Origin of the sequence: Haloarcula terrestris (assembly GCF_031624315.1) — an archaeon.
Classification (GTDB): domain Archaea; phylum Halobacteriota; class Halobacteria; order Halobacteriales; family Haloarculaceae; genus Haloarcula; species Haloarcula terrestris.
Map to the genome: position 1 here is coordinate 214,889 of NZ_JAMQOM010000005.1, position 19,956 is coordinate 234,844.

The 19,956-nt window shown below is 57.5% G+C and carries 17 protein-coding genes and 1 pseudogene; 8 read left to right on the forward strand and 10 right to left on the reverse strand.

All coding sequences use genetic code 11. The features are described from left to right. Positions 1–220: 220 nt before the first annotated feature. Together NDI54_RS14045 and NDI54_RS14050 are read left to right on the forward strand one after the other, a co-directional pair. Positions 221–1,159 (forward strand): ParA family protein, encoded by a 939-nt coding sequence (locus NDI54_RS14045; protein WP_310897061.1) that lies wholly within the window; start codon positions 221–223, stop codon positions 1,157–1,159. Next, positions 1,152–1,553, forward strand: a complete 402-nt coding sequence (locus tag NDI54_RS14050; protein WP_310897062.1) for a hypothetical protein — start codon at positions 1,152–1,154, stop codon at positions 1,551–1,553. Before NDI54_RS14045 ends, NDI54_RS14050 begins: the two co-directional genes overlap by 8 nt. Positions 1,554–1,884: 331 nt before the next feature. On the opposite strand, the gene NDI54_RS14055 is transcribed toward NDI54_RS14050, so the two are convergent. Next, positions 1,885–3,114, reverse strand: coding sequence for a cation:proton antiporter (locus NDI54_RS14055; RefSeq protein WP_310897063.1), 1,230 nt, complete (start codon positions 3,112–3,114; stop codon positions 1,885–1,887). Between the two features lie 3 nt (positions 3,115–3,117). After that, positions 3,118–3,597, reverse strand: a complete 480-nt coding sequence (locus NDI54_RS14060; protein ID WP_310897064.1) for a cation:proton antiporter regulatory subunit — start codon at positions 3,595–3,597, stop codon at positions 3,118–3,120. 783 nt (positions 3,598–4,380) lie between these two features. Between NDI54_RS14060 and NDI54_RS14065 the strand changes: the two genes are divergently transcribed. Next, positions 4,381–4,812, forward strand: coding sequence for a universal stress protein (locus NDI54_RS14065; protein WP_310897065.1), 432 nt, complete (start codon positions 4,381–4,383; stop codon positions 4,810–4,812). Continuing rightward, positions 4,809–7,046, forward strand: a complete 2,238-nt coding sequence (locus NDI54_RS14070) for an amino acid permease (RefSeq protein ID WP_310897066.1) — start codon at positions 4,809–4,811, stop codon at positions 7,044–7,046. The genes NDI54_RS14065 and NDI54_RS14070 overlap by 4 nt, the downstream gene beginning before the upstream one ends. A gap of 353 nt (positions 7,047–7,399) precedes the next feature. Here the strand turns inward: NDI54_RS14070 and NDI54_RS14075 are convergent, their stop codons facing one another. Beyond that, positions 7,400–8,032, reverse strand: a complete 633-nt coding sequence (locus NDI54_RS14075) for a hypothetical protein (RefSeq protein ID WP_310897067.1) — start codon at positions 8,030–8,032, stop codon at positions 7,400–7,402. Positions 8,033–8,484: 452 nt separating this feature from the next. Here NDI54_RS14075 and NDI54_RS14080 point away from each other — a divergent pair, with 452 nt between their 5' ends. Next, positions 8,485–9,777, forward strand: a complete 1,293-nt coding sequence (locus tag NDI54_RS14080; RefSeq protein ID WP_310897068.1) for an amidohydrolase — start codon at positions 8,485–8,487, stop codon at positions 9,775–9,777. Positions 9,778–9,806: 29 nt separating this feature from the next. Here NDI54_RS14080 and NDI54_RS14085 read toward each other — a convergent pair whose 3' ends face one another. Next, positions 9,807–11,198, reverse strand: a complete 1,392-nt coding sequence (locus NDI54_RS14085) for an ATP-binding protein (protein WP_310897069.1) — start codon at positions 11,196–11,198, stop codon at positions 9,807–9,809. A gap of 185 nt (positions 11,199–11,383) precedes the next feature. Beyond that, positions 11,384–11,602, reverse strand: a pseudogene (locus NDI54_RS14090) (IS1595 family transposase); the annotation flags it as partial. A 259-nt stretch (positions 11,603–11,861) separates the two neighbouring features. On the opposite strand from NDI54_RS14090, the gene NDI54_RS14095 reads away from it, so the two are divergent. After that, positions 11,862–13,175 carry a DUF362 domain-containing protein gene (locus NDI54_RS14095; RefSeq protein ID WP_406600190.1) on the forward strand — a complete coding sequence of 438 codons (1,314 nt, stop codon included), beginning with the start codon at positions 11,862–11,864 and terminating at the stop codon, positions 13,173–13,175. A gap of 117 nt (positions 13,176–13,292) precedes the next feature. Here the strand turns inward: NDI54_RS14095 and NDI54_RS14100 are convergent, their stop codons facing one another. After that, complete coding sequence (locus NDI54_RS14100; RefSeq protein ID WP_310897071.1) at positions 13,293–14,045, reverse strand: SDR family oxidoreductase; 753 nt, start codon at positions 14,043–14,045, stop codon at positions 13,293–13,295. A gap of 222 nt (positions 14,046–14,267) precedes the next feature. On the opposite strand from NDI54_RS14100, the gene NDI54_RS14105 reads away from it, so the two are divergent. Next, positions 14,268–14,549 (forward strand): hypothetical protein, encoded by a 282-nt coding sequence (locus NDI54_RS14105; protein WP_310897072.1) that lies wholly within the window; start codon positions 14,268–14,270, stop codon positions 14,547–14,549. 1 nt (position 14,550) lies between these two features. Beyond that, positions 14,551–15,600: a CPBP family intramembrane glutamic endopeptidase gene (locus NDI54_RS14110; RefSeq protein ID WP_310897073.1), complete on the forward strand. Its 1,050-nt coding sequence runs from the start codon at positions 14,551–14,553 to the stop codon at positions 15,598–15,600. A 53-nt stretch (positions 15,601–15,653) separates the two neighbouring features. Here NDI54_RS14110 and NDI54_RS14115 read toward each other — a convergent pair whose 3' ends face one another. The 4 genes from NDI54_RS14115 to NDI54_RS14130 form a co-directional block, all read right to left on the reverse strand. Then, positions 15,654–16,748: a hypothetical protein gene (locus tag NDI54_RS14115; protein WP_310897074.1), complete on the reverse strand. Its 1,095-nt coding sequence runs from the start codon at positions 16,746–16,748 to the stop codon at positions 15,654–15,656. Between the two features lie 3 nt (positions 16,749–16,751). After that, positions 16,752–17,807 (reverse strand): isocitrate/isopropylmalate dehydrogenase family protein, encoded by a 1,056-nt coding sequence (locus NDI54_RS14120; protein ID WP_310897075.1) that lies wholly within the window; start codon positions 17,805–17,807, stop codon positions 16,752–16,754. Between the two features lie 50 nt (positions 17,808–17,857). Then, positions 17,858–19,024: an ABC transporter ATP-binding protein gene (locus NDI54_RS14125; protein WP_310897076.1), complete on the reverse strand. Its 1,167-nt coding sequence runs from the start codon at positions 19,022–19,024 to the stop codon at positions 17,858–17,860. An 83-nt stretch (positions 19,025–19,107) separates the two neighbouring features. Continuing rightward, positions 19,108–19,950 carry a carbohydrate ABC transporter permease gene (locus NDI54_RS14130; protein WP_310897077.1) on the reverse strand — a complete coding sequence of 281 codons (843 nt, stop codon included), beginning with the start codon at positions 19,948–19,950 and terminating at the stop codon, positions 19,108–19,110. Positions 19,951–19,956: the final 6 nt, after the last annotated feature.

Below are 19,956 nucleotides of genomic sequence, written 5' to 3' on the forward strand. Positions count from 1 at the left end.
TCCGTAGATTCCTGTTGCGATGACTCGTGCTTTCGGATCGAACTCACCGATGATACTTCTGTGGTCGTCAGGGAGAGCCATCTTTGAAAACGTCCCTGTTCTACTTACACTATTTCAAAGTAGTCAACTATTTATGAATAGTATACAGTTGTAGAATAGAATATCATCTATACCATTCACGACGGAGTTAAGTTGAAAGCGGTTGATACCATTGAATAGTATGAGTGGTCCAGATAGTAAGAATAGCATAGATCGAACGAATAGCCCAAATAGTCCATATGAGTCGGCACAGACCGACGGAAACCACCGAGCTGTTTCGGTGTGTATGCTGAAGGGGGGCGTCGGCAAATCAACGATCGCTGTCAACCTCGCACGGCAGTTGGCCGCACAGGACCACGACGTACTGCTCATCGATCTTGACCCGAACGGCCACGCCTCCGTCGGCTTAGGGTTTGATGACCAATATCACAACACTGAGGAAACCATCGGCGACGTTTTCTTTGACGATGCTGACCCGACCTCTGTCGTCTACGATACCAGCTACGAGTTCGATATTCTCCCGTCCAGCGAGGATTTAGAGCAAGTCGAGCGGGAGATCGTCGTCGGCGACGTGTTCCAACCATCTGCGCTGCTCAAGCGGGAAGTGGTTGATCCACTCCTCGGGGACACGTATGATTACATCGTCACGGATTCGCCGGCGTATCGGTCCCGACTTACGGACAATGCGCTCGTCGCGACGGCGAATCTGGTGCTTCCCCTCGCACCTGGGAACGAAGCAATAGCCGGCTTAGAACGGACCATCGAGCGACAGATCTCACCCCTTCGGCAACATATGGATGTCGATGTCCTGGCGCTGGTTCCGAACATGTTGAATGCCCGTATCGACCAACAGACCCAGGATCGCCAGTTGCTTGAACGGCTCAACTCGCACGATAATCTCCAGGACCGTATCCCGAACTTCGCGCGGATCACTGACTGGGCGGCCGTCGACGCCGGTGAAATAAAAGCCGCACCAGGTATCCGGGACCGTACCAGCATCACGAAGGCCTACGGCGAGCGCAAACCGCTCCTGGACTACGATCCTGACTGTGACCAACTGAAGTGTTTCGACGAACTGGCTCACATTGTCGAGGCAGGGGAGGTGGTCCGCCATGGCTGAGGACGACCCGTTTGCTGACCTCGGAGAGACGCTTGCGGACGAGCCGGATGACGACTCACAGGATACGGACGGGGTATCCGAATCGGAGGCGACTGAAGAAACTCCTGCCCAGGAATCGGTCGAGCCCCGGGACCCGATGACCGATACTGCGTTCAGCTACGAGGCTGCCAAACAGCGTCCCTTCTATGCTCGTGAGGCGACAATCGAGGACTTCGATTCCTGGCTGAAGTACGAATTAGAGAGACAGCTCAACCAACAGGGTTACCAGAACATCGTCGTTCGGGAGATGACCGACGCCCTTCTACGAACCGTCGTAGAGGAAGACCTTGTCGACGAAGTGGCCGACCGGTTCGAACAGGCCCGCGAGTCTTCTCCTTCAGAATCGACTGAATAGCGTACTATTCCAAAATAGAATACTATTCCACAATATTGTAACAGCAGTCCCAGAAGGGCTGAATTCCCCGCTTGTACGGCGGAAGTTACCGACAGGCGAAACGATTCGCTCCAGATCGACATCGCCTCGAAGCGGAACGAGAATTCGCTCGATTGAGCCGATTTTGTGACGTATACGGTCGGGAGTAGCAGTCTCGGGTTCGAACGATGGGGTGACGAGTACATCCGAGAGCCAGGGCTGTAGTTGGTCCCTGTCACTGGCGTGCAGTCCGGCGACTATGCTGACCCGACGAACTGGTGGTATCTGTCGGTCACGAAAGTGATTACCGCCGCTATAGTCCTCTTTCGGAACCAACTCGGGCAGTTACGAACGTCTCCAAGGGACCGGAGTACTGCATGAGCAGTGAGCCGAGTATACTCATCGCCAGCACATATCCGACAGAGAAGGCGTAGATTGTCTGTGCGATATCTGGTGTGAGTGATGTGCCAGCCCCGGCGAGTGCAACAGCAGCGATAATCAGTGAGAACTCACCGCGAGTTGCCAGTGCGACCCCGACACGGGTCGACCGGCGCGCATCCAAGTCGTAGACGTGACCGCTGAGAAAGCCCGAGACGAGTTTCGTCGGCGTCGTCACGACGACGAGGACAGCGATGAGTCCGATAACGCCGATAAAGAGTGTCGGGTCGGTTATGAGACCAATCCAGAAGAAGAAGATCGCTGCGAACGTATCTCTGACTGGTTCAAGCAACTGTTCGAGGTCGTGAACGTAGTCAGTCGACGAGAACGCCATGCCGGCGAAGAAGGCGGCGACAGCTTCACTCACCCCGAGCGCGAGCGCGATACCCGCGATGAGGACGGTCACGCCGATGGTACGGAGGATGAGAAACTCGTGAGAACTCGTTTGGAGGAGCCGCTGGAACCACGCGGTTCCAAAATGTACGAGCAAGAGTAACACCAGGATGAACCCGATCGCGATTCCGATGGACATCATCGCTTCGCCGAGGTCACCACCACCGAGGACGAGTGCAGAGGCGACGGCGAGGTAGACCGCGATAAACAGGTCTTCGTAGACGAGTGTCCCGAGAATCGGTTGGGCTTCGTCGTTGACGATCCACCCACGGTCGATGAGCGACTTTGTGATTATCGCAGACGACGAAATATAGACGATACCTGCGGTCAGAAATGCCGGGAGAAACGCACCAAAGAGCGCGTACCCGAGGAGCAATCCACCGCCGAAATTGATGACGAGGTCGATGGTTCCTACCTTACCGATCCGCTCTTTGCTCTCCAAGAGCCGGTCGAGATTGAACTCAAGCCCGAGAAAGAACAGGAGAAACACGATGCCGAGTTCTGCGGCGATTTTGACGAACGTCGTCTCCTGAATGAACACTGTGTCGACGACCGGGAGCGTTACTCGACCAATGACGTATGGGGAGAGGACCATCCCTACGACGATATAGAACGGAATGACCGATTGGTTTAGTCGAGACGCAATTGCGCCGACGAGTGCCACAGCGGCAAAGATGATACCGACTTCAAGTAATAGCGTGTTTGCGGCCATCGATTACTGATTGCTGGAGACCTGTGCGTCAAACCGCCCGACTGCGTCCTGCGTTCCGGCGACAATTACCGTGTCACCGGCTTGAAACGCAGTCTCGGTGAACGAGTCCGCAATGAGCTCCTCGTTCTGATATACCGCTAACACAGTGATGTTGTCGGGAGCGGTGGCGCTGACAGTGTCTCCGATAACGGGCGACGATTCGAGAATTGTAATCCAGTCGATCATCAGATCGTCGGCAAACAGCGTCTCGTCGTCATCGGATTCGATAGGCTGGAAGTACGCGCCTTCGAGTACTGTTCCGAGGACCCTGGACTCCTGATCAGTGAGTTCGAGTAACCGCTCTGGATCAGCATCCACGTCCTCTTTCCGCATCAGTTCCCGCTTTCCGGAATTGTGAGTGAGAATCACCGCGTGATCCCCTGACCGTAGCGCTATCTCGTGTTTCTTTCCAACGCCTGGCAGATCCGTTTCGGAGACATCCATACAGACCACTAACAATGTCGCCCTTATCAATACAAAGGGCTCGGCGGCCGTCAGCCAGGGAGTCGAGATTTCCTGAATCGTATTCATTTGCCTGCCACAGTTTGGACCATATCTACCAGCGGACAATACGGGACGGAGACCCCTCACTCCGAATTCGTAGTCACAGTGTGGACCGGACGGGCGGTTCACGGATCCACATTCGGAGATTGGGTTCCCTCCGTCTGCCTCCCCGCCCCAGCGACCCGTCGAAGTATCGACCACAGAGTACCGAGAAACGTTCCGATACGGTCCGCCAGTTGTTGAGTCGTATAGGGTACGAACGGACCAGACCTTCCTGTTTCCTCTGAGGGCCGGTCGGAATCCCGAGTATCCGGTGGTGGGTCTGCGGGCATTTGCTAGAAATACACTCCATCACGTTGTTACACCACGTTCATTCTGTGGAAGTCGTTCAGATGGCCTCTATGGCCTCCGAGACGATATCAGTCCTCACAAAGAGCACCACGTCGTCGCCGACTTTCAGCACGGTAGCATCCCAGGGGACAACGAACGTATGATCGTGCGTAACTGCCCTGCTGAGGACCACGGGGGACAGGTCAGCGACGCCCTCTTCGATTAGCGGAGTCGTGAGAACGCTTTCGTCACCGATTTCGCTCTCGATAGCCTCTGCTTGCTGATATTCGATGAGCGAGATATTTTCGATTGCCCCCTATGGAGAAATCCGCAAGTGGTCAGTCCTGTCCGGTAGATACACACGCTTAACAGAGAGTGGCCGTACTGACCAGTATGAGCAGTGAGTCTCCAAACGAGGAACTCCTCGAACACGTACTTCTTCCCGTCGCGAACGAGGATGACGCGTTGGCAACCGCGCGGGCCCTCAAACCCTACGGGCCGAACCACGTGACAGTTCTCCATGTCGTAGAGAAAGGGGGTGGTGTACCGGATAAGTCGCCAGTCGAGCAATCCGAAGAACTGGCCGCGGAATCGTACGCTGCCGTCCGGTCCGTATTCCCCGACGCCGACGACCACACCGCCTACGGACGGGACGTGGCTGACGAGATCTTCGAAGCTGCCGGCGAGGTTGATGCCAGCGCTATTGCGTATCGCGCTCGTGGCGGGAACCGGCTCATGAACTTTCTCTCCGGTGACATCTCACTGAGTCTGGTGACGGAGGCTGACCGCCCCGTCATTGCCCTACCCCGCGAGGATGAGATATGAGTGACGAAGACCTGGCCAAGGACCTCGGGCCACTGGCAGCCCTGACCATCGGCGTCGGAACGATGATCGGGGCAGGTATCTTCGTCCTGCCTGGGGAGGCCATCCTCAAGGCCGGATCATTCGCCTCAGTAGCGTTCATCCTCGGCGGCGTCATCGCCATGTTCACGGCGCTGTCAGCCAGCGAACTCGGCACCGCGATGCCCCGCTCAGGAGGTGCGTACTACTACGTCAATCACGCGCTCGGTCCTATGTTCGGCTCGGTCGCCGGATGGGCCAACTGGCTTGGACTGGCCTTCGCCAGCGCCTTCTACATGGTCGGGTTTGGCCGGTACATCGCTCGCATCTTCGGACTCTCCGGTAGCGTCGGCGTCGGTCCGCTATCGATTACTGTGGTGAAATTGATAGCGCTTGTCGGCGGTGCCTTCTTCGTCCTCATCAACTACGTGGGGGCGAAAGAAACTGGCCGGTTACAGAACATCATCGTCGTCTTACTTATCGGTATCCTCACTGTGTTCACGTTCCTCGGGACACTCAGAGCCGAGCCGTCGAACCTCCCGGCTGCTACTGATGTCGTCACCACTCTGGAAACTACGGGACTCATCTTCGTCTCCTATCTCGGCTTCGTCCAGATTACGAGCGTGGCCGAGGAAATCAAAGAGCCCGGAAAGAACTTGCCCCGCGCGGTCATCGGGAGTGTCGTCATCGTGACCGTCATCTACGCGCTCGTGCTTGTAATCATGAGCGCGGCCGTCCCACAGGGATTCATCGCGGACATCATCAGCTCTGACGCCGAGAACCCCATCGCCGTTGTCGAGGTCGGGAGCTACATTCAGGGAGCCGCAATGGGCGGTGCGCTCCTGTTCGGCGGCTTGCTCGCTACCGCCTCCAGTGCGAACGCCTCTATCCTCGCGTCCTCGCGTATCAACTTCGCCATGGGTCGTGACCGGATTGTCACACCAGCTCTCAACGAGATCCACCCGAAGTATGGGACGCCATACAGAGCAATTGGCATCACCGGCGGACTCATTCTCCTCTTTATCATCATCGGAGATCTGACACTGCTCTCGGGTGCCGCATCCGGACTGCACCTCATCATCTACGGCTTGCTGAATCTCGCACTCATCGTTATGCGGTACGTGAACCCCGACGAGTACACGCCTGATTTCGTGGTCCCGCTGTATCCCCTGATGCCGATTCTCGGTGTCATCCTCTCGTTTGCATTGCTGGTGTTCGTCGCCGGCGATGCCCTGCTGCTCTCCTTCGGTATCGCTACCGCAGCCGTGCTATGGTACGCACTCTACGCCCGTTCCCGAACCGAGAAACAGGGGATTCTGTCGAAGCACATCATCTCGCGCTCCGAAGAAATGCCCGACGCGGCCGTCAGCGCGGCCACTGGTGTCCAGCCCGACGGCGGGCAGTACCGCGTGATGGTCCCGCTTGCGAACCCCGCAAACGAACAGGAACTCATCACCCTCGCCAGTGCTATCGCCAAACAGCGCGGCGGGACGGTGATTGCCACCCACATCGTCACGGTGCCCGACCAGACGGCGCTCTCGGCTGCCGCCGACCGGTCTGACGAGATAGACAAAGGCTCACAACAGCTGCTCGATAACGCCCGCAAGGACGCTGAAACGTTCGGTGTCGATGTCGAGACACATACCATCCTTTCACACAAATCCTATGAGGCCATCTTCGATGCCGCCCGTACACACACCGCCGACCTCGTCGTGATGGGATGGGGGCCGGACTCACACGGTTCACCAGGACGAGCTGAGTCGGCCATGGACGAACTGACCGAGGCGGTCCCCTGTGACTTCTTAGTCCTCCGTGACCGCGGGTTTGACCCCTCGCGCATTCTGCTCCCAACCGCCGGTGGCCCGGACTCTGAGCTGTCAGCCAACATCGCGAAGCTGCTCCAGTCCGAATACGACTCCGAAGTGACGCTGCTCAACGTCGCTGACGACCGCGAGGAAGGCAAGCAGTTCCTTCAGGAGTGGGCGGCCGACCACAGATTAGAGGACGCCGAACTCCTCGTCAGATCCGGTGACATCGAGACGGCGATCGAGAACGCTGCCAACGACGCCACACTCCTGCTCATTGGCGCGACCGAGGAGGGGTTACTTCACCGACTCGTCTCCGGGTCGCTCGTGCTTGATGTCGTTGACGACGTGGAGTGTTCGGTTCTGCTGGCGGAGAAACACCGCGACCGAGGACTTCTGGAACGGCTGTTCTGACGACGAACCTCGAATTTTTAGTGCCTCTGGTTTCCGTTGCCTGAAGGAACCCTCGGACCAATTTCGCTACGGTATCTCCCTCTGTGAGAAACACGGCATCGTCCTATAGTAGCCATTGAAAAGCAATGCACACCTGATCGCATGACAGCAGTGCGATCAGTGTGGAACTCGTTTCAATTGTTACTCTAGTGTTTCTTGTTGATGTTCCGGACTGACTCAAAACAGTTCTGAAACGCTAACAGTCGCTGTGAGGATGTATCTTCCTTAGCGGGAGTGAAATGCCCGCTCGGTAAGCAAACCTACGACATGGAGGACTGAACTGCGCTACTGGATACTCAGCGGACGGGGCGCTGTCAGTCTGTGGCTATTATATTTTTCTCTCTCATATATGACCACAGGAGTCCTATCAGGACGACAATAACCGCGAGGACACCAAGTTTAACGAATTGCATTGGGGGAAGCAGTGGAAAGTCCAATTCGGGGCCGAGAAGGTGAAACACGATTCCCGGGACAGTAATGAGTGCCTCAGTTCGAGTTCCAGTCCAACCCTGAGACGGCAGGAACGCAACTACGGCGAGGAGCGCTCCATAGATGATGAACGGCAGTTGATAGAACAAGTAGACGAAGAAGAATCCACCGCTCGCACTCGTCCGAAGGCGATAGTACTGCTCCTCATAGACAATCACATACTGACCTTGGCCGGGGTTAATGTTGTCACCGTAGTTGAATGGCTCCGGAAAGTCTTCTTGCCCGTAGATCGTGTAGTAGTTGTCAGGAGATTCAATAGCTCGTCGAACAGGATCTTGCGCGGAGTTTGGGAGCCTCTCATACTGGAGTATCGGACTGTTTTCACTGATGTCGGATTCTTCGACGGGATTAACACTGAAGGAAGCTTGCTGACCCCAATCCAACATCGTGATCGGAGCACCGATGAGTGAGGCCGCAACTAAGAGGGCAAAGATAGAATGGACCAATCGACGGTTCATGAGTGGGGTGTCTGGAGGGAGAAATAAATGTCTTGTCTGAAGTTATCGCAGAAATCCTTATATTAATATCTAGACTATATGTCTAAGATAATTTACAGCCAGAAGGTTAGAAATTAAGTAAATCATGGCCACAACGATGTCGACGGATTTCGGGTCGCAGTTCTTTTACTTCGCGTTTGCGTGTCTGCTCCACTCGATTTGGCGTGCGTTCGATGTCCTCAGCGTTCGTTCGACCACCCGAGCGGAGGTCTTCGCTGGACCCGTGCTCGAAGCGGTCACTATCGATGGGCATACCCTCCACTATGTAACAGAAAGTCACACCTATAATATATACAACTAATAGTCGTTGTGAATGCGGCCAATCTATTCGTGACGGCAGTGGTCAGTACAGGTGCTTCTTTGAGCACACAAAAAGCCAAACTGTGATGTGCCTCGAATGTTCATTCTTCCTAATGACATCACTTCTAATTGCGGGAGGACAAGTTCTGCGTTCCGATATGACGGTCTCTCAAGCAGATATACTGATTGATCAGGACAGCGGTTTAATCAAGAAGATTGGCTCTGATCTCACAGCAGAGAACACTCTTCAAGCCGCAAACTCGCTTGTGACTCCTGGTTTTGTTAACGGCCATTCTCATGTTCCAATGGTATTGCTTCGAGGATGTGCAGATGATAAGCCACTGGACCGCTGGCTAGAAGAGGATATTTGGCCAGCTGAGAGCACAATGACCGCAGACGATGTTCATACCGGAGCAAAACTCGGCTTGTTAGAAATGATCAAGTCTGGAACAACTGGTTTTGCAGACATGTACTTTCATGTGCCCGAAATTGTTGCTGCGGTTGATCAAGCTGGAGTACGTGCTCTACTGGGTCACGGAGTTGTAACGACTGGGAAGGACGCTGACAAATCATTAGCCGATGTCGAAAAAAGCCTTGAGTTCGCACAAGAGTATGATGGTGCGGCAGACGGGAGAATCTCAACTGCGTTTATGCCACATTCCTTAGTCACTGTCGGAAGTGAATATCTTGAGGAGTTCGTCCCTCGGGTTCGTGAAGCAGGTATTCCAATTCACTATCATGCGAATGAGACTCTGAACGAAGTCACTCCGATAGTAAATGACCATGGCATTCGCCCACTTGATTATGCCGCAGATCACGGGATGTTGGAACCACAAGATTTCGTCGCCCATGGAGTTCATGTTGATGAGCACGAGATGACCCTCTTAGCTGAGGCAGGAACAAGTGTGATCCATTGTCCGGCTTCTAATATGAAGTTGGCCAGCGGTATGGCTCCGATCCAGCGTCTGATGGATGCAGGAGTGACAGTCGGTCTTGGAACAGATGGTGCAGCTTCAAACAATGACCTGTCGTTATTAGATGAGGGTCGTGATGCTGCCATGCTCGGTAAAATTGCTGCTAATGACGCAAGTGCTGTTCCCGCAGAGACGGTAGTTCAAATGATGACTCAGGGGAGTGCTTCAGCACTGGGCTTTCATTCAGGCGTGATTGAAGAGGGAGAACCAGCTGATTTGGCCGTCATTGATCTTGAGAAGCCACACTTGACACCTCGAAATGATTTGGTAAGCCATCTAGCTTACTCGGCAGCTGGCAGCGATGTGAAGCATACGATCTGTGATGGACAAATCCTCATGCGTGACCGTGAAGTGCTAACTTTCGAAGAGGAATCAATTGTAAAACAAGCACAACAGACTGCCAGTTCATTAGTCTCTCGCGTTTCAGGCTGATGTTCAGTACGCACACTTCTGACTACCCTTCAGGACGGTGTGAGGATCTCATCCATCTTTGCGAAATTCCATAGCGACCAGTGTTCGTCGAGTTGGTCTTCGAGTCCTTCAACGAACCCGCTCTTTGAGAACAGTGCGAAGCACTCCTCCCGATCATCTGGTCCCCATCTAACGGTCCCTGCTTTTGCCTGCAGGTCATTGACCAGCGCCGTCCCGACTGGATCCGATGTCCACTTGCACTCGGCGAACAGGATCCGGTTATCGTTCGGTGCGAGCCCCACAATATCGATCTCGTCTTCCCCGTACCACCACCGCCCGACCTCCGAGTACGGCTCGAACTCACCGCGTCGAATCCCCTCCCACACGGCTTCCTGACACACGTCCTCGAACGCGGTGGCGACGTGCATTGGAAGATCAGGGGCGATCGTTCCGTCGTAGACGATATCCGGTGCTTCTTCGATACTGGAGCGGTTCGGCTCAACGTACCGGAACCAGAACCGAAGGAACTCGTCAGTGACGCGGTACCGCGACCGCTTTGACTTCTTTCCGGACGCTGTCACAGGGACTTCCCGATCGATCAGTCGGAGCTGCCGCAACGTCTGTAGATACTTCGATAGCGGACCGACATCGATTCCCGTCGCTCCTGAGATCTCGTTCGGCGTCGTGTGCCCCAGCGCCACCGCTTCGAGAATACTCATGTACCGCGCGGGATTCCGGAGCTCCGTCCGAAGCAAAAACTCCGGCTCGTTGTACAGTACTGCTGACGGCGATAGCACCTGTGACCGGACGTTCTCCGCGAGCGATCGCCCGTAATCGAACAGCGTGAGATACATCGGCGTCCCTCCGGTAATCGCGTAAGACCGAATCGCGTCCGCGATCTCGTAGTCGATGACCTCACGGGCCTGCTGAAATGAGAACGGCTGCACGTCGAGTTGTCCCGTACGACGACCGTACAATGGGCTCTCGTGGCCGAGTACCTCAGATTCCATCGTACTCACACTAGACCCACAGAGAACCAGCATCGAGTCGGTCTCTTGGAATTGTTCGTCGACGAATCCCTGTACGTAGGATGGGACCGAGTCGTTCTCCGAGACAAGATACGGGAACTCGTCGATCACAACCACTACCGCCTCAGAACGGAGTTTCTCTCCGAGGTAGTCGAAGGCCTCGTCCCACCCGTCAATCCGTGGGGTGCGATCGTCGAAGAACGCTGCAACCTGGTCGATGAACTTCTCGCGCTGCCGACGCTCGGCTTCCTGCGCCGCGAGAAAGTAAATATGCGGCCGATCAGTACAGAATTCCTTCAGCAACTCCGTCTTGCCGACACGCCGACGCCCGTAGACGACGAATACGTCCGAGCCAGGCGACTCAAACGCAACTGAAAGCGCATCAAGCTCCTCTCTCCGGTCATAGAAAGTCATACTTTGAATAATGATTACTACGATAATGACTTATGTGTTTTGGCGCGCCCCTTCAACTGTGACTGTTGAGATGCTTCGGTTCGGCAAGAGCTACCTTCGAACTATAGTAGCCATTGAAAATCAATACACACCTGATCGCACGATAGCAGTGCGATCAGATGTGTAAATCATTTCAATTGTTACTATAGCGACGCCTGACTCTCGGAAGTGTTCATGTGCATATCTCCATCGACGTATACAGCTTCACGGTGAATGACTGCTTCTCGCTGGTAGTTCTCATCGTCTCCGAGTGGATCTTATACTCAAAATCCGCCAGTGTAGACGGGTACCAACTCCCCCCAGTAGTCACCGATAAAGAGTCATACAGTCGAGTCGGCAGCAGATTTCGCTGGCGCAACATATCGCCACGACCAACGAGTGTAAACACTGGTAGCATGACCTCCCGCCGCAATTCTCGCTTCCGCTCTCAGTGGCGTACGCCGTCTGGACTGGGATTGATTTCTGGAGATGGCTTTCAGATGATACCGATCCAATGCCGTATTTTGTTGGGATTTTCGCTGATATCGTGCAGATCGGAGTCGACGACGAGGGAGATCTACGGGCATTGCTGGGCTAACAGACAAGACTTAGTGCATCTTCTGCCTTCCTAGAATCATGTCTGAGATACCACTCACCGTCCCGGAGCCGGAACGACTCGCGGCGGCCAACGACGCAGTCCGGACGGACCTGCCACGGTTCGCTCCCGCGGCAGTCGAGTGGGAGACCGAGAGCATTGCAGACGTGACAGCGGCGGGGCGAGCAGCCGTTGACGACCTCCCAGCGCTGGACTCGCTCCCGCCGGGTGCAGAGATCGCCATCACAGCCGGGAGCCGCGGCATTCGGGACTTTCCCCCGATGCTAGCAGGGGTTATCGAAGCGTTACAGGACAGCGGATACGAACCGTTCGTGTTCCCCTCGATGGGGAGCCACGGCGGTGCAACAGCCGACGGGCAACGAGCGGTCCTCGCCGACCTCGGGATGACGCCAGACTCCCTGGGGTGTCCCGTCCGCTCGTCGATGGCGACCGTCGAAGTCGGCCAGGACGACGACCGGACAGTCTACGTTGACGCCCATGCCGCCGACGCCGATGCCATCCTCATCGCCAACCGGGTCAAACCCCACACGGATTTCACCGACACAATCGAGTCCGGACTCTGCAAGATGGCGGTCATCGGGATGGGCAAACACGACGGGGCGGAGATGATGCACAATGCGGGGTTGCGGGGCGATATGGGCAACGAGATCCGGGAGCGGGCAGCGATCCTGTTCGACGAACTCCCGATAATCGGCGGTATCGCGCTTGTCGAAAACGCTCACGACCGGGCCACGCACATCGAGGGGGTCCCGACAGACCAGATACTCGAACGGGAAGCGGAACTGCTGGAGCGTGCCTACCGGGAGCTGCCGATGCTCCCAGTCGAGGATTTGGACCTGCTCATCGTTGATGAGATGGGGAAGGAAGTGAGCGGCACCGGTCTGGATACGAACGTCATCGGGCGGACGTATTTCGAGGGAGAAACGGAACCGGAGCGACCGAAATACACACGCATCTACGTCCGCTCACTGACGCCGCCGTCCCACGGCAACGGACTCGGGATCGGTCTCGCCGATATGGTGCACGAGGACCTCGTTCGCGACCTTGATCTCGGTGACACCTACGTCAACATCGCCACGAGCGGGGAAACGAAACGGACAAAGATTCCGCTGATCGTTCCGGACGACGAAAGTGCGTTGCTACTCGCGCCGTCGATCACCGGGACACCTGATCCAGAAGAGCTGCGGATCGCACGGATCCCGAACACGATGGAACCCGGCCAGTTGTTCGTCTCGGAGCCAGTCGCCAACGACCTCAAAGACCACGAGTCCGTCACTGTTGGCGAACTCCGGGACCTCGAACTCGACGACGGTACGTTGTCCTCTGATCCGTACGGGGTCTGAGGCGAACCCGGCCGATTTGTGCGTCTCGTCGCTGCGCTCATACTGTTGGCTGTAACTATTTTAAGATATTCGCCACCCGGGGTGGCGAATATCTTTACAGACTTACAGCCGACAGTATCAGAAGTGGGTGAACTTGTCCCGTCGGTAGATGTCGATGCTGTTGATATGCGTCGGGGGGTTCTGAGCGACGGCAAAGGCGATAGCATCCGCGACCTCCGACGCTTCAGTCACCTCGCCTTCCTCGAACCGTTCGTTCATCGGGTTATCGTCCTCCGAGCCGAAATCAGTCCGGACCTCGGTGGGGTTGATCTGTGTGACACCGATACCGTCCTCGCCGACCGCTCCTTGGAGGCTCAGCGCAAAGCCGCGGATCCACCACTTCGTCGCTGCATACACAGGATTCTTTGGCCGCGGATACTGGCCGGAGAAACTCGATACGAACACGAGCGAGCCGTCCCCCTCGCGGAGGTGTGGCAAGGCCGCCTGGGCGGTGTAGAAGGCCCCGTCGACGTTGACATCCATCATCGCCCGATAGGACTCGTTGGACATCTCCTCGACGGATTCGTCGATACCCAGACCGGCATTGGCGACGACGATGTCCAGTGAGCCAAATGTCTCGACAGTCGCCTCGACGGCTGCCGCTACCTGGTCGGGGTCCGTGACATCTGTCCGGACGACGCGCGTTTCGGCGTCCGTCGCTGCCTCGACATCCGCGGCGACGGATTCCAGTTCGTCTTCGCTCCGAGCGGCGAGGACGATATCAGCCCCGTCTGCGGCGAGTTGCTTGACCGTCGCAGCACCGATACCCGAACTCGCACCCGTGACCAACGCCGTCTGTCCGGCTAACGGATTCGTACTATCGCGTGGCATACACATGTCCGCTCGGCCGAACGTGGAATATACCTTTTGTCGCTTTCGGTCGTTGTTGAGCGCGGCGAGGTGTCCCCGTCTGCCCCGACGATGATCGAGTTCGTCATTGTGTCGATGCGTCAATTTCGGCAGCAACGTCGTCGCCGGATTCAAGGAGTTCTGACAGGGGTAATTCGTCTCACCGACGGTATATTTATTGGCATTACTCGCAACTGTTAGGACATGCCACATGGGCCAGACGCAGTCCACGAGCTCATTACCGAGGCCGGCTGGTCCTATCCAGTGACATCGCGTCGGCTAGAGGAACGTCGGCCGATGGCGAATATCAGTATCGACGAAAACGGAAACTCCATGATGCTCTCCGAGTTATTACACGAGGCCGATGTCCAGCGATTCGAGAGTTACGAAGATTTGCGGAAAAAGCTCGAACCAGTCTGTGAGGCCGAGAGTACGGCGCGGCAGACTGGGATCGTCGGAAAGCTGAAAGAGACGTTCCTGGGCTGAAATGAACAAGCTACGTGCGCTTTCCTGGGGCGGTGGCGGACTGGTAGTCCTCCTTGCCCTCTGGGCAGCGCTCCACTATGACGGCCCACTGCTTCGCTTCGCTCCGGCGGTCCTCGTCGGCATCGTGGCGGCAGGTCTCCCGTTCGGTCTCGCGTATTCCAAGAGCGCAATCGAATCGCTGCGACTGCGCCTCGCCGACACTGACGAGGGATTCAGTGCCGAACAGGGGTCGGTGTTCGTCTCCACGTCGGCTGTCGACGACTCCATCGACTTCCTGGAGGCGGTGCATTCGGCGCTTCGGTCCGATGAAGAGTACGACTCGGTGGAGCGGGACTCGTTCGAGGAGGGGCCAGGTTTGACGGTTCTCCACGGCGGTTTCCACAACTCGTTCATCCGCGTTACTGCGGCCGGCCGCGTGGTCGTCACCGGCGCGTCCGAACGCACGAAGCTCCTCGCGGATACTGTGAGTGATACGTACTCGCTGTCCTTCGAACGGACGCGGAACAACCCGTTCGACGGGATGGAACCCGTTCGCGGAGCGCCACGCGTGTTCCTCGGCGCACTCGTTTTCACACTGCTCCTCTTCGGGACACACGCGGTGACCGCGACAGCGTACCCCACCGATACGTACAATCCAGCCGAGCGAGCCGTCATGGTCGGGTTCGACGCTAGCGGGAGCGTTGATCCCCGAGTCTCCGAGACGGATTCGGAGCTATCGAAGGCGGCGTTCCTCGTCGAAGTCGTAAACGAGTCCGCGACCGAGGTTCGGTGGCGCGGCAACGACACCGAACAGATCGCGGAGCACGGTGAGAATGCACTGGCGGCCTCCGATGACGCCCGATCACTGCTCGCCTCGGCCGAAGACGAGTCGCTCACACCGGCACAGGTCGAGCGGGCCAAGCGAATCCGAGCCCAGCTCGTGGCGGCCGAGCGCAACGTGGCGACCGCCCTGGAGGAAAGAGCCGACACCGAGGCACTCGAGAACACGGACTCGCTAACCCGTCTTAGCGACCAGCTGCGGGCTTCAGCGAACCGAACCGAATACTCATAGTCTCCACCGTTGATAGCAACACTGACACCCGCTCCAAAACCTGCCGAATCGAGCTACGTTCTCGGCTCGGTGAGCGCGTCGACACAATCCGAACCCAGTTTCCCCTGTTCGGGGTTGATGATCTCGGAGAGGAGCGAATCCGTGTCGACGTTGGCGTTAGTCGAATCGGTCGACGAGTCAGACGGGGCCTCGGGGAACACGACTGCGAACGTGTACCGCCCCCAGACGAGTGCAGTCCGGTAGTTGTTCGCCAGCGCAGTGCCTGCCTCCGCGGCGGACTGCTGGTCCGGCCAGCGGTCGATGATGAGCGTTATCGTCGTTCCCCGTGGGCTTCGGTAGGTCGATTCGTGTCGAACGTCGGGCGTCCAGGGAATCGTTAGCTCGTTCGGTCCCTGGAAGGTGCTGGCGTTGAGTTGCCGAACGGCTTCCCATCCCTCGAGTCCAGTGCTCAGTGCCGCATCGACCGGGACGGGCCGCAACGACGACGGGTGGGCGTCGGTTGGCGGCCGCGGACAGGCCGCAGACGACGGTGTCACGATATCGTTGTCCGTCGACGCCTCGAACAGCGACTGACTCACCGACACCGGCGTCACCGTCGGCTCGGCGTCCCCGTTCGGGTCCGAGGTTTCTGCGCTGTCGAAGTTGCCTGTCGCGACCATCGCAACGCTTGCAAACAGGAGCACGACGACGAGAACCATGCTGCCCGCTCCTCGAGGTATCGATGGCAGGGCTGGTATCGTGGACGTGAGACGGTCCAGCAGAGCGCGGCTATCGGCGAAGGAACCGGGTTCGAAGTGGTCGGCCAGGAGTTTCTGCCGCCGGTCGCGGTCGATAGCGTACAGCGCCATCCCGTGTAGCTCTCGTGCGTCGATGACACGGACCTCGTCCAGCGTCCGTTCGACAGCCGCCATTGTCCCAACGACGATTCTATCGGCATCGACTCGGCTCGACGGCGGTGTCTTCGTGAGACGAACATCGAGCGTTTCGCCGGGGGTTCCGCGAGGTGGCTGCACCAACAGTCTCCCACAATCGACTGTCTCGACAGTCCAGCCGCGCGCTTCGTACAGATCCGCGACAAACCGGGTCAGTTGCCACTGGTCGAACCGCCTGACTCGCTTGACGAACTCCTTGCGAGTCGGAAGGTGCACGGGTTATAGGCGGGCGCGGAGATCCTTGATGACATCGTCTGTACCAGCGTCTCCGCCGAGATCCGGTGTTCGAGGGGCCGAGTCGTCGGCCAACTGTTCGTCGACGAGCTGGCGAAGGCGGTCGCCTGCGGTATCCTCGCCGAGATCGTCGAAAAGCATGGCCCCGGAGAGGACCGTCGCAAGCGGGTTGGCAATCCCTTGCCCCTGGATGTCCGGGGCGCTGCCGTGAACCGGTTCGAACATCGACGGCGCGTCTCCGTCGACACAGAGGTTCGCCGACGGGGCCAGTCCCATGCTGCCCGAAATGATCGCGCCGAGGTCGGTGAGGATGTCGCCAAAGAGGTTCGACGCGACAACCACATCGAATGCCTCGGGTCGGCGCACGAAATCCATCGCGGCGGCGTCGACGAGCAAGCGCTCGACAGTCACCTCCGGATACTCCTGGCCCACCTCTTCGACGATGTCGTCCCAGAGGACCATCCCGTAGGCCTGTGCGTTCGACTTCGTCACGTTCGTCAATTTTCCGTCCCGCTCGGCGGCCGCCTCGAACGCCTCGCGCACGACCGTCTCGGTCCCCTTGCGGGTGAACACCGCGCTCTGGATCGCCACCTCGTGCTCGAAGCCACGGTGTTCGCGCCCGCCCACGTCGGCGTACTCGCCCTCGGTGTTCTCCCGGTAGACCACGAAATCGATATCACCGCCTTCGTATCCCCGGAGCGGACTCTGCACGCCTTCGCGGAGTTCGGTCGGTCGCTTGCATATCTGCTGGTTGAGCTCTTTACGGATGGGCAGCATCAGTCCATGGAGCGTCACGTGGTCGGGGATGTCGGGATGGCCGACCGCACCCAGCAAGATAGCGTCGTAATGTCGAAGCTGGTCGACGCCGTCGTCCGGCATCATCGCCCCCTCCTGAAGATACCGGTCGCTCCCCCAGTCGAACTCCGTGTACTCAATCTCGAAGCCCTCACGTTCCGCCACGTCGTCGAGTAGGGGCTTGACCGCCGCCACGACTTCGGCTCCGATTCCGTCGCCCGGTATCAGTGCAACAGTGTATGTCATACGTTGAGGTCGTGAATCCTGCGCCGCTTTCTGATCCGTATTCGCACCGGTTAGTCAGCCGTTGAATCGGACTGCTCGACCCGTGGTGTCACGCTCGTGTCGGAATACCCGTGGACCAGTGCCTCCTCGGTACGGCTGTCGAAGAGGTGGATGTCGTCCTCGTCGAACGTGACGTTGACGACATCGCCCTCTGCCGGTTCCACCTCGGATCCCGTCCGGACGCGGAACTCTTTGCCGGCCAAGTCGAGGTAGATGAAGTTATCCGAACCGACAATTTCAACCACATCGACAGTAAGCTCGATGGTCTTCTCTGGTGGCGCTTCCGGATCGATACGGACATCCTCCGGGCGAATGCCGAATATCAGGTCCGATGTCGAGGCGTCGACCGGCTCAAGCAGCCGACTGCTCACGTCGTAACTGAAGTCCGCACTCGTGATCGTGCCGGATCCATCGGGGTTCCGTTCCAGTTCAACATCGAGGAAGTTCATCGACGGCGACCCAATGAAGTCCGCGACGAAGTAGTTGGTCGGCTCGTGGTACACCTTCTTCGGTGCCCCGATTTGCTGGAGCTTCCCGCCGTTGAGGATGACGATGCGGTCGGCCATCGTCATCGCTTCCTCCTGGTCGTGTGTGACGTACACGGTCGTGATGCCAACCTCGGAGTGGATCCGCGAGATTTCGGTCCGCATATGCTTGCGAAGTTTCGCGTCCAGGTTCGACAGGGGTTCGTCAAACAGGAACAGCGAGGGCTCACGGACGATTGCCCGGCCAGTAGCGACACGTTGCTGTTGACCGCCGGACAGCGACGAGGGCTTTTTCTCCAGCAGGTCCTCGATACCCATCATGTCGGCGGCCTCCTGGACGCGCCGGTCGATCTCCTCGTCGTCGAGGTCCGTACTGAGATGGAGGCCGTATGCCATGTTCTGATGGACCGTCTTGTGCGGGTACAGGGCGTAAGACTGGAACACCATCGCGATGTCTCGGTCCTTTGGGGATTTCTCGTTGATCCGCTCGCCACCGAGCCGTATCTCACCGTCTGTGACCGTCTCCAGCCCGGCGATCATGCGGAGCGTCGTCGATTTCCCACAGCCCGAGGGGCCGACGACGACGATGAACTCGCCGTCCTCGATGTCGAGGTCGAGTTCTTCGACCGCGACGATTGTCTCTGCTTTCGTGTCGAACACCTTCGTTACCTCGTCAAGTTCGAGTCGTGCCATGTGTTATCACCTGATTTAATTTCGTAACCGCGCGATTTATGTATTCGCTCTCGTTTCACCTTGCACTATCCGGAAGCATCCGATTATCCGCCCGGTGATCCTCCCAGCCCAGCACCGACGTACCGGCGTGAGAGGCCGTAGAAGACGACGGGCGGTGCGACCAGTAGGACGAGCGAGGCCATCAACACGTTCCATTCCCGGAGCACGTCGCTCCCAAGGATGTAATAGATGGCGACGGTGGCGGTTCTGGTTGCCTCGTCCGTCGTCAGTACGAACACCCAGAGGAAGTTGTTCCAGGCGGTGAGGAAGGCGAACAGGGCCGCCGCCGCGACTGCCGGCAGGCTCAGGGGCAAGACGACTCTGAGGAACGCTGTGAGTTCGTTGTGGCCGTCAATGAGAGCCGCTTCCTCGATGTTCTCGGGGATCCCCTGCCGGAAGAAACCCTGGAGCAGCCAGATGTTCTGTGGCAGGACGAAGATGGATAGCGCAATGATGATCCCTGGGAGCGTGTTGACCAGTCTAAGGAAGTAGAACACCTCGTACACCGGGATAGTCAGGACGATCCACGGGAACATGATCGTGAACACGGCGGTGTAGAACAGCGCCTGTCGGCCCGGGAAATCCAGTCGAGCGAACGCGTAGGCCCCGGGAATTGCGAAGAACAGCGAGATGACCGTCGCGGCGACCGAGACGATGATGCTGTTCCGGAAGTACGTCTCGAACGCGAACCGGTTCCAGATCTGTGTATACGCGTTGAGTGTGAGTTCGCTCAGTGCGGGAATGAACCCGGTATCCTGGCTGATCGCTGCGAGGTTGCTAAGGATCGATGTCCGAATCACCCAGTAGTACGGGACGATGGCGAACAGTGCGAACGCGATGATACCAACGTACAGGAGTGCGCGTGAGCGTCTGTTTTCATTGAGCATAATGTA

Coding starts and splice junctions, on each gene's coding strand:
- NDI54_RS14045 (WP_310897061.1), top strand. CDS start 221: ATGAGTGGTCCAGATAGTAAGAATAGCATAGATCGAACGAATAGCCCA.
- NDI54_RS14050 (WP_310897062.1), top strand. CDS start 1,152: ATGGCTGAGGACGACCCGTTTGCTGACCTCGGAGAGACGCTTGCGGAC.
- NDI54_RS14055 (WP_310897063.1), bottom strand. CDS start 3,114: ATGGCCGCAAACACGCTATTACTTGAAGTCGGTATCATCTTTGCCGCT.
- NDI54_RS14060 (WP_310897064.1), bottom strand. CDS start 3,597: ATGGATGTCTCCGAAACGGATCTGCCAGGCGTTGGAAAGAAACACGAG.
- NDI54_RS14065 (WP_310897065.1), top strand. CDS start 4,381: ATGAGCAGTGAGTCTCCAAACGAGGAACTCCTCGAACACGTACTTCTT.
- NDI54_RS14070 (WP_310897066.1), top strand. CDS start 4,809: ATGAGTGACGAAGACCTGGCCAAGGACCTCGGGCCACTGGCAGCCCTG.
- NDI54_RS14075 (WP_310897067.1), bottom strand. CDS start 8,032: ATGAACCGTCGATTGGTCCATTCTATCTTTGCCCTCTTAGTTGCGGCC.
- NDI54_RS14080 (WP_310897068.1), top strand. CDS start 8,485: ATGACATCACTTCTAATTGCGGGAGGACAAGTTCTGCGTTCCGATATG.
- NDI54_RS14085 (WP_310897069.1), bottom strand. CDS start 11,198: ATGACTTTCTATGACCGGAGAGAGGAGCTTGATGCGCTTTCAGTTGCG.
- NDI54_RS14100 (WP_310897071.1), bottom strand. CDS start 14,045: ATGCCACGCGATAGTACGAATCCGTTAGCCGGACAGACGGCGTTGGTC.
- NDI54_RS14105 (WP_310897072.1), top strand. CDS start 14,268: ATGCCACATGGGCCAGACGCAGTCCACGAGCTCATTACCGAGGCCGGC.
- NDI54_RS14110 (WP_310897073.1), top strand. CDS start 14,551: ATGAACAAGCTACGTGCGCTTTCCTGGGGCGGTGGCGGACTGGTAGTC.
- NDI54_RS14120 (WP_310897075.1), bottom strand. CDS start 17,807: ATGACATACACTGTTGCACTGATACCGGGCGACGGAATCGGAGCCGAA.
- NDI54_RS14125 (WP_310897076.1), bottom strand. CDS start 19,024: ATGGCACGACTCGAACTTGACGAGGTAACGAAGGTGTTCGACACGAAA.
- NDI54_RS14130 (WP_310897077.1), bottom strand. CDS start 19,950: ATGCTCAATGAAAACAGACGCTCACGCGCACTCCTGTACGTTGGTATC.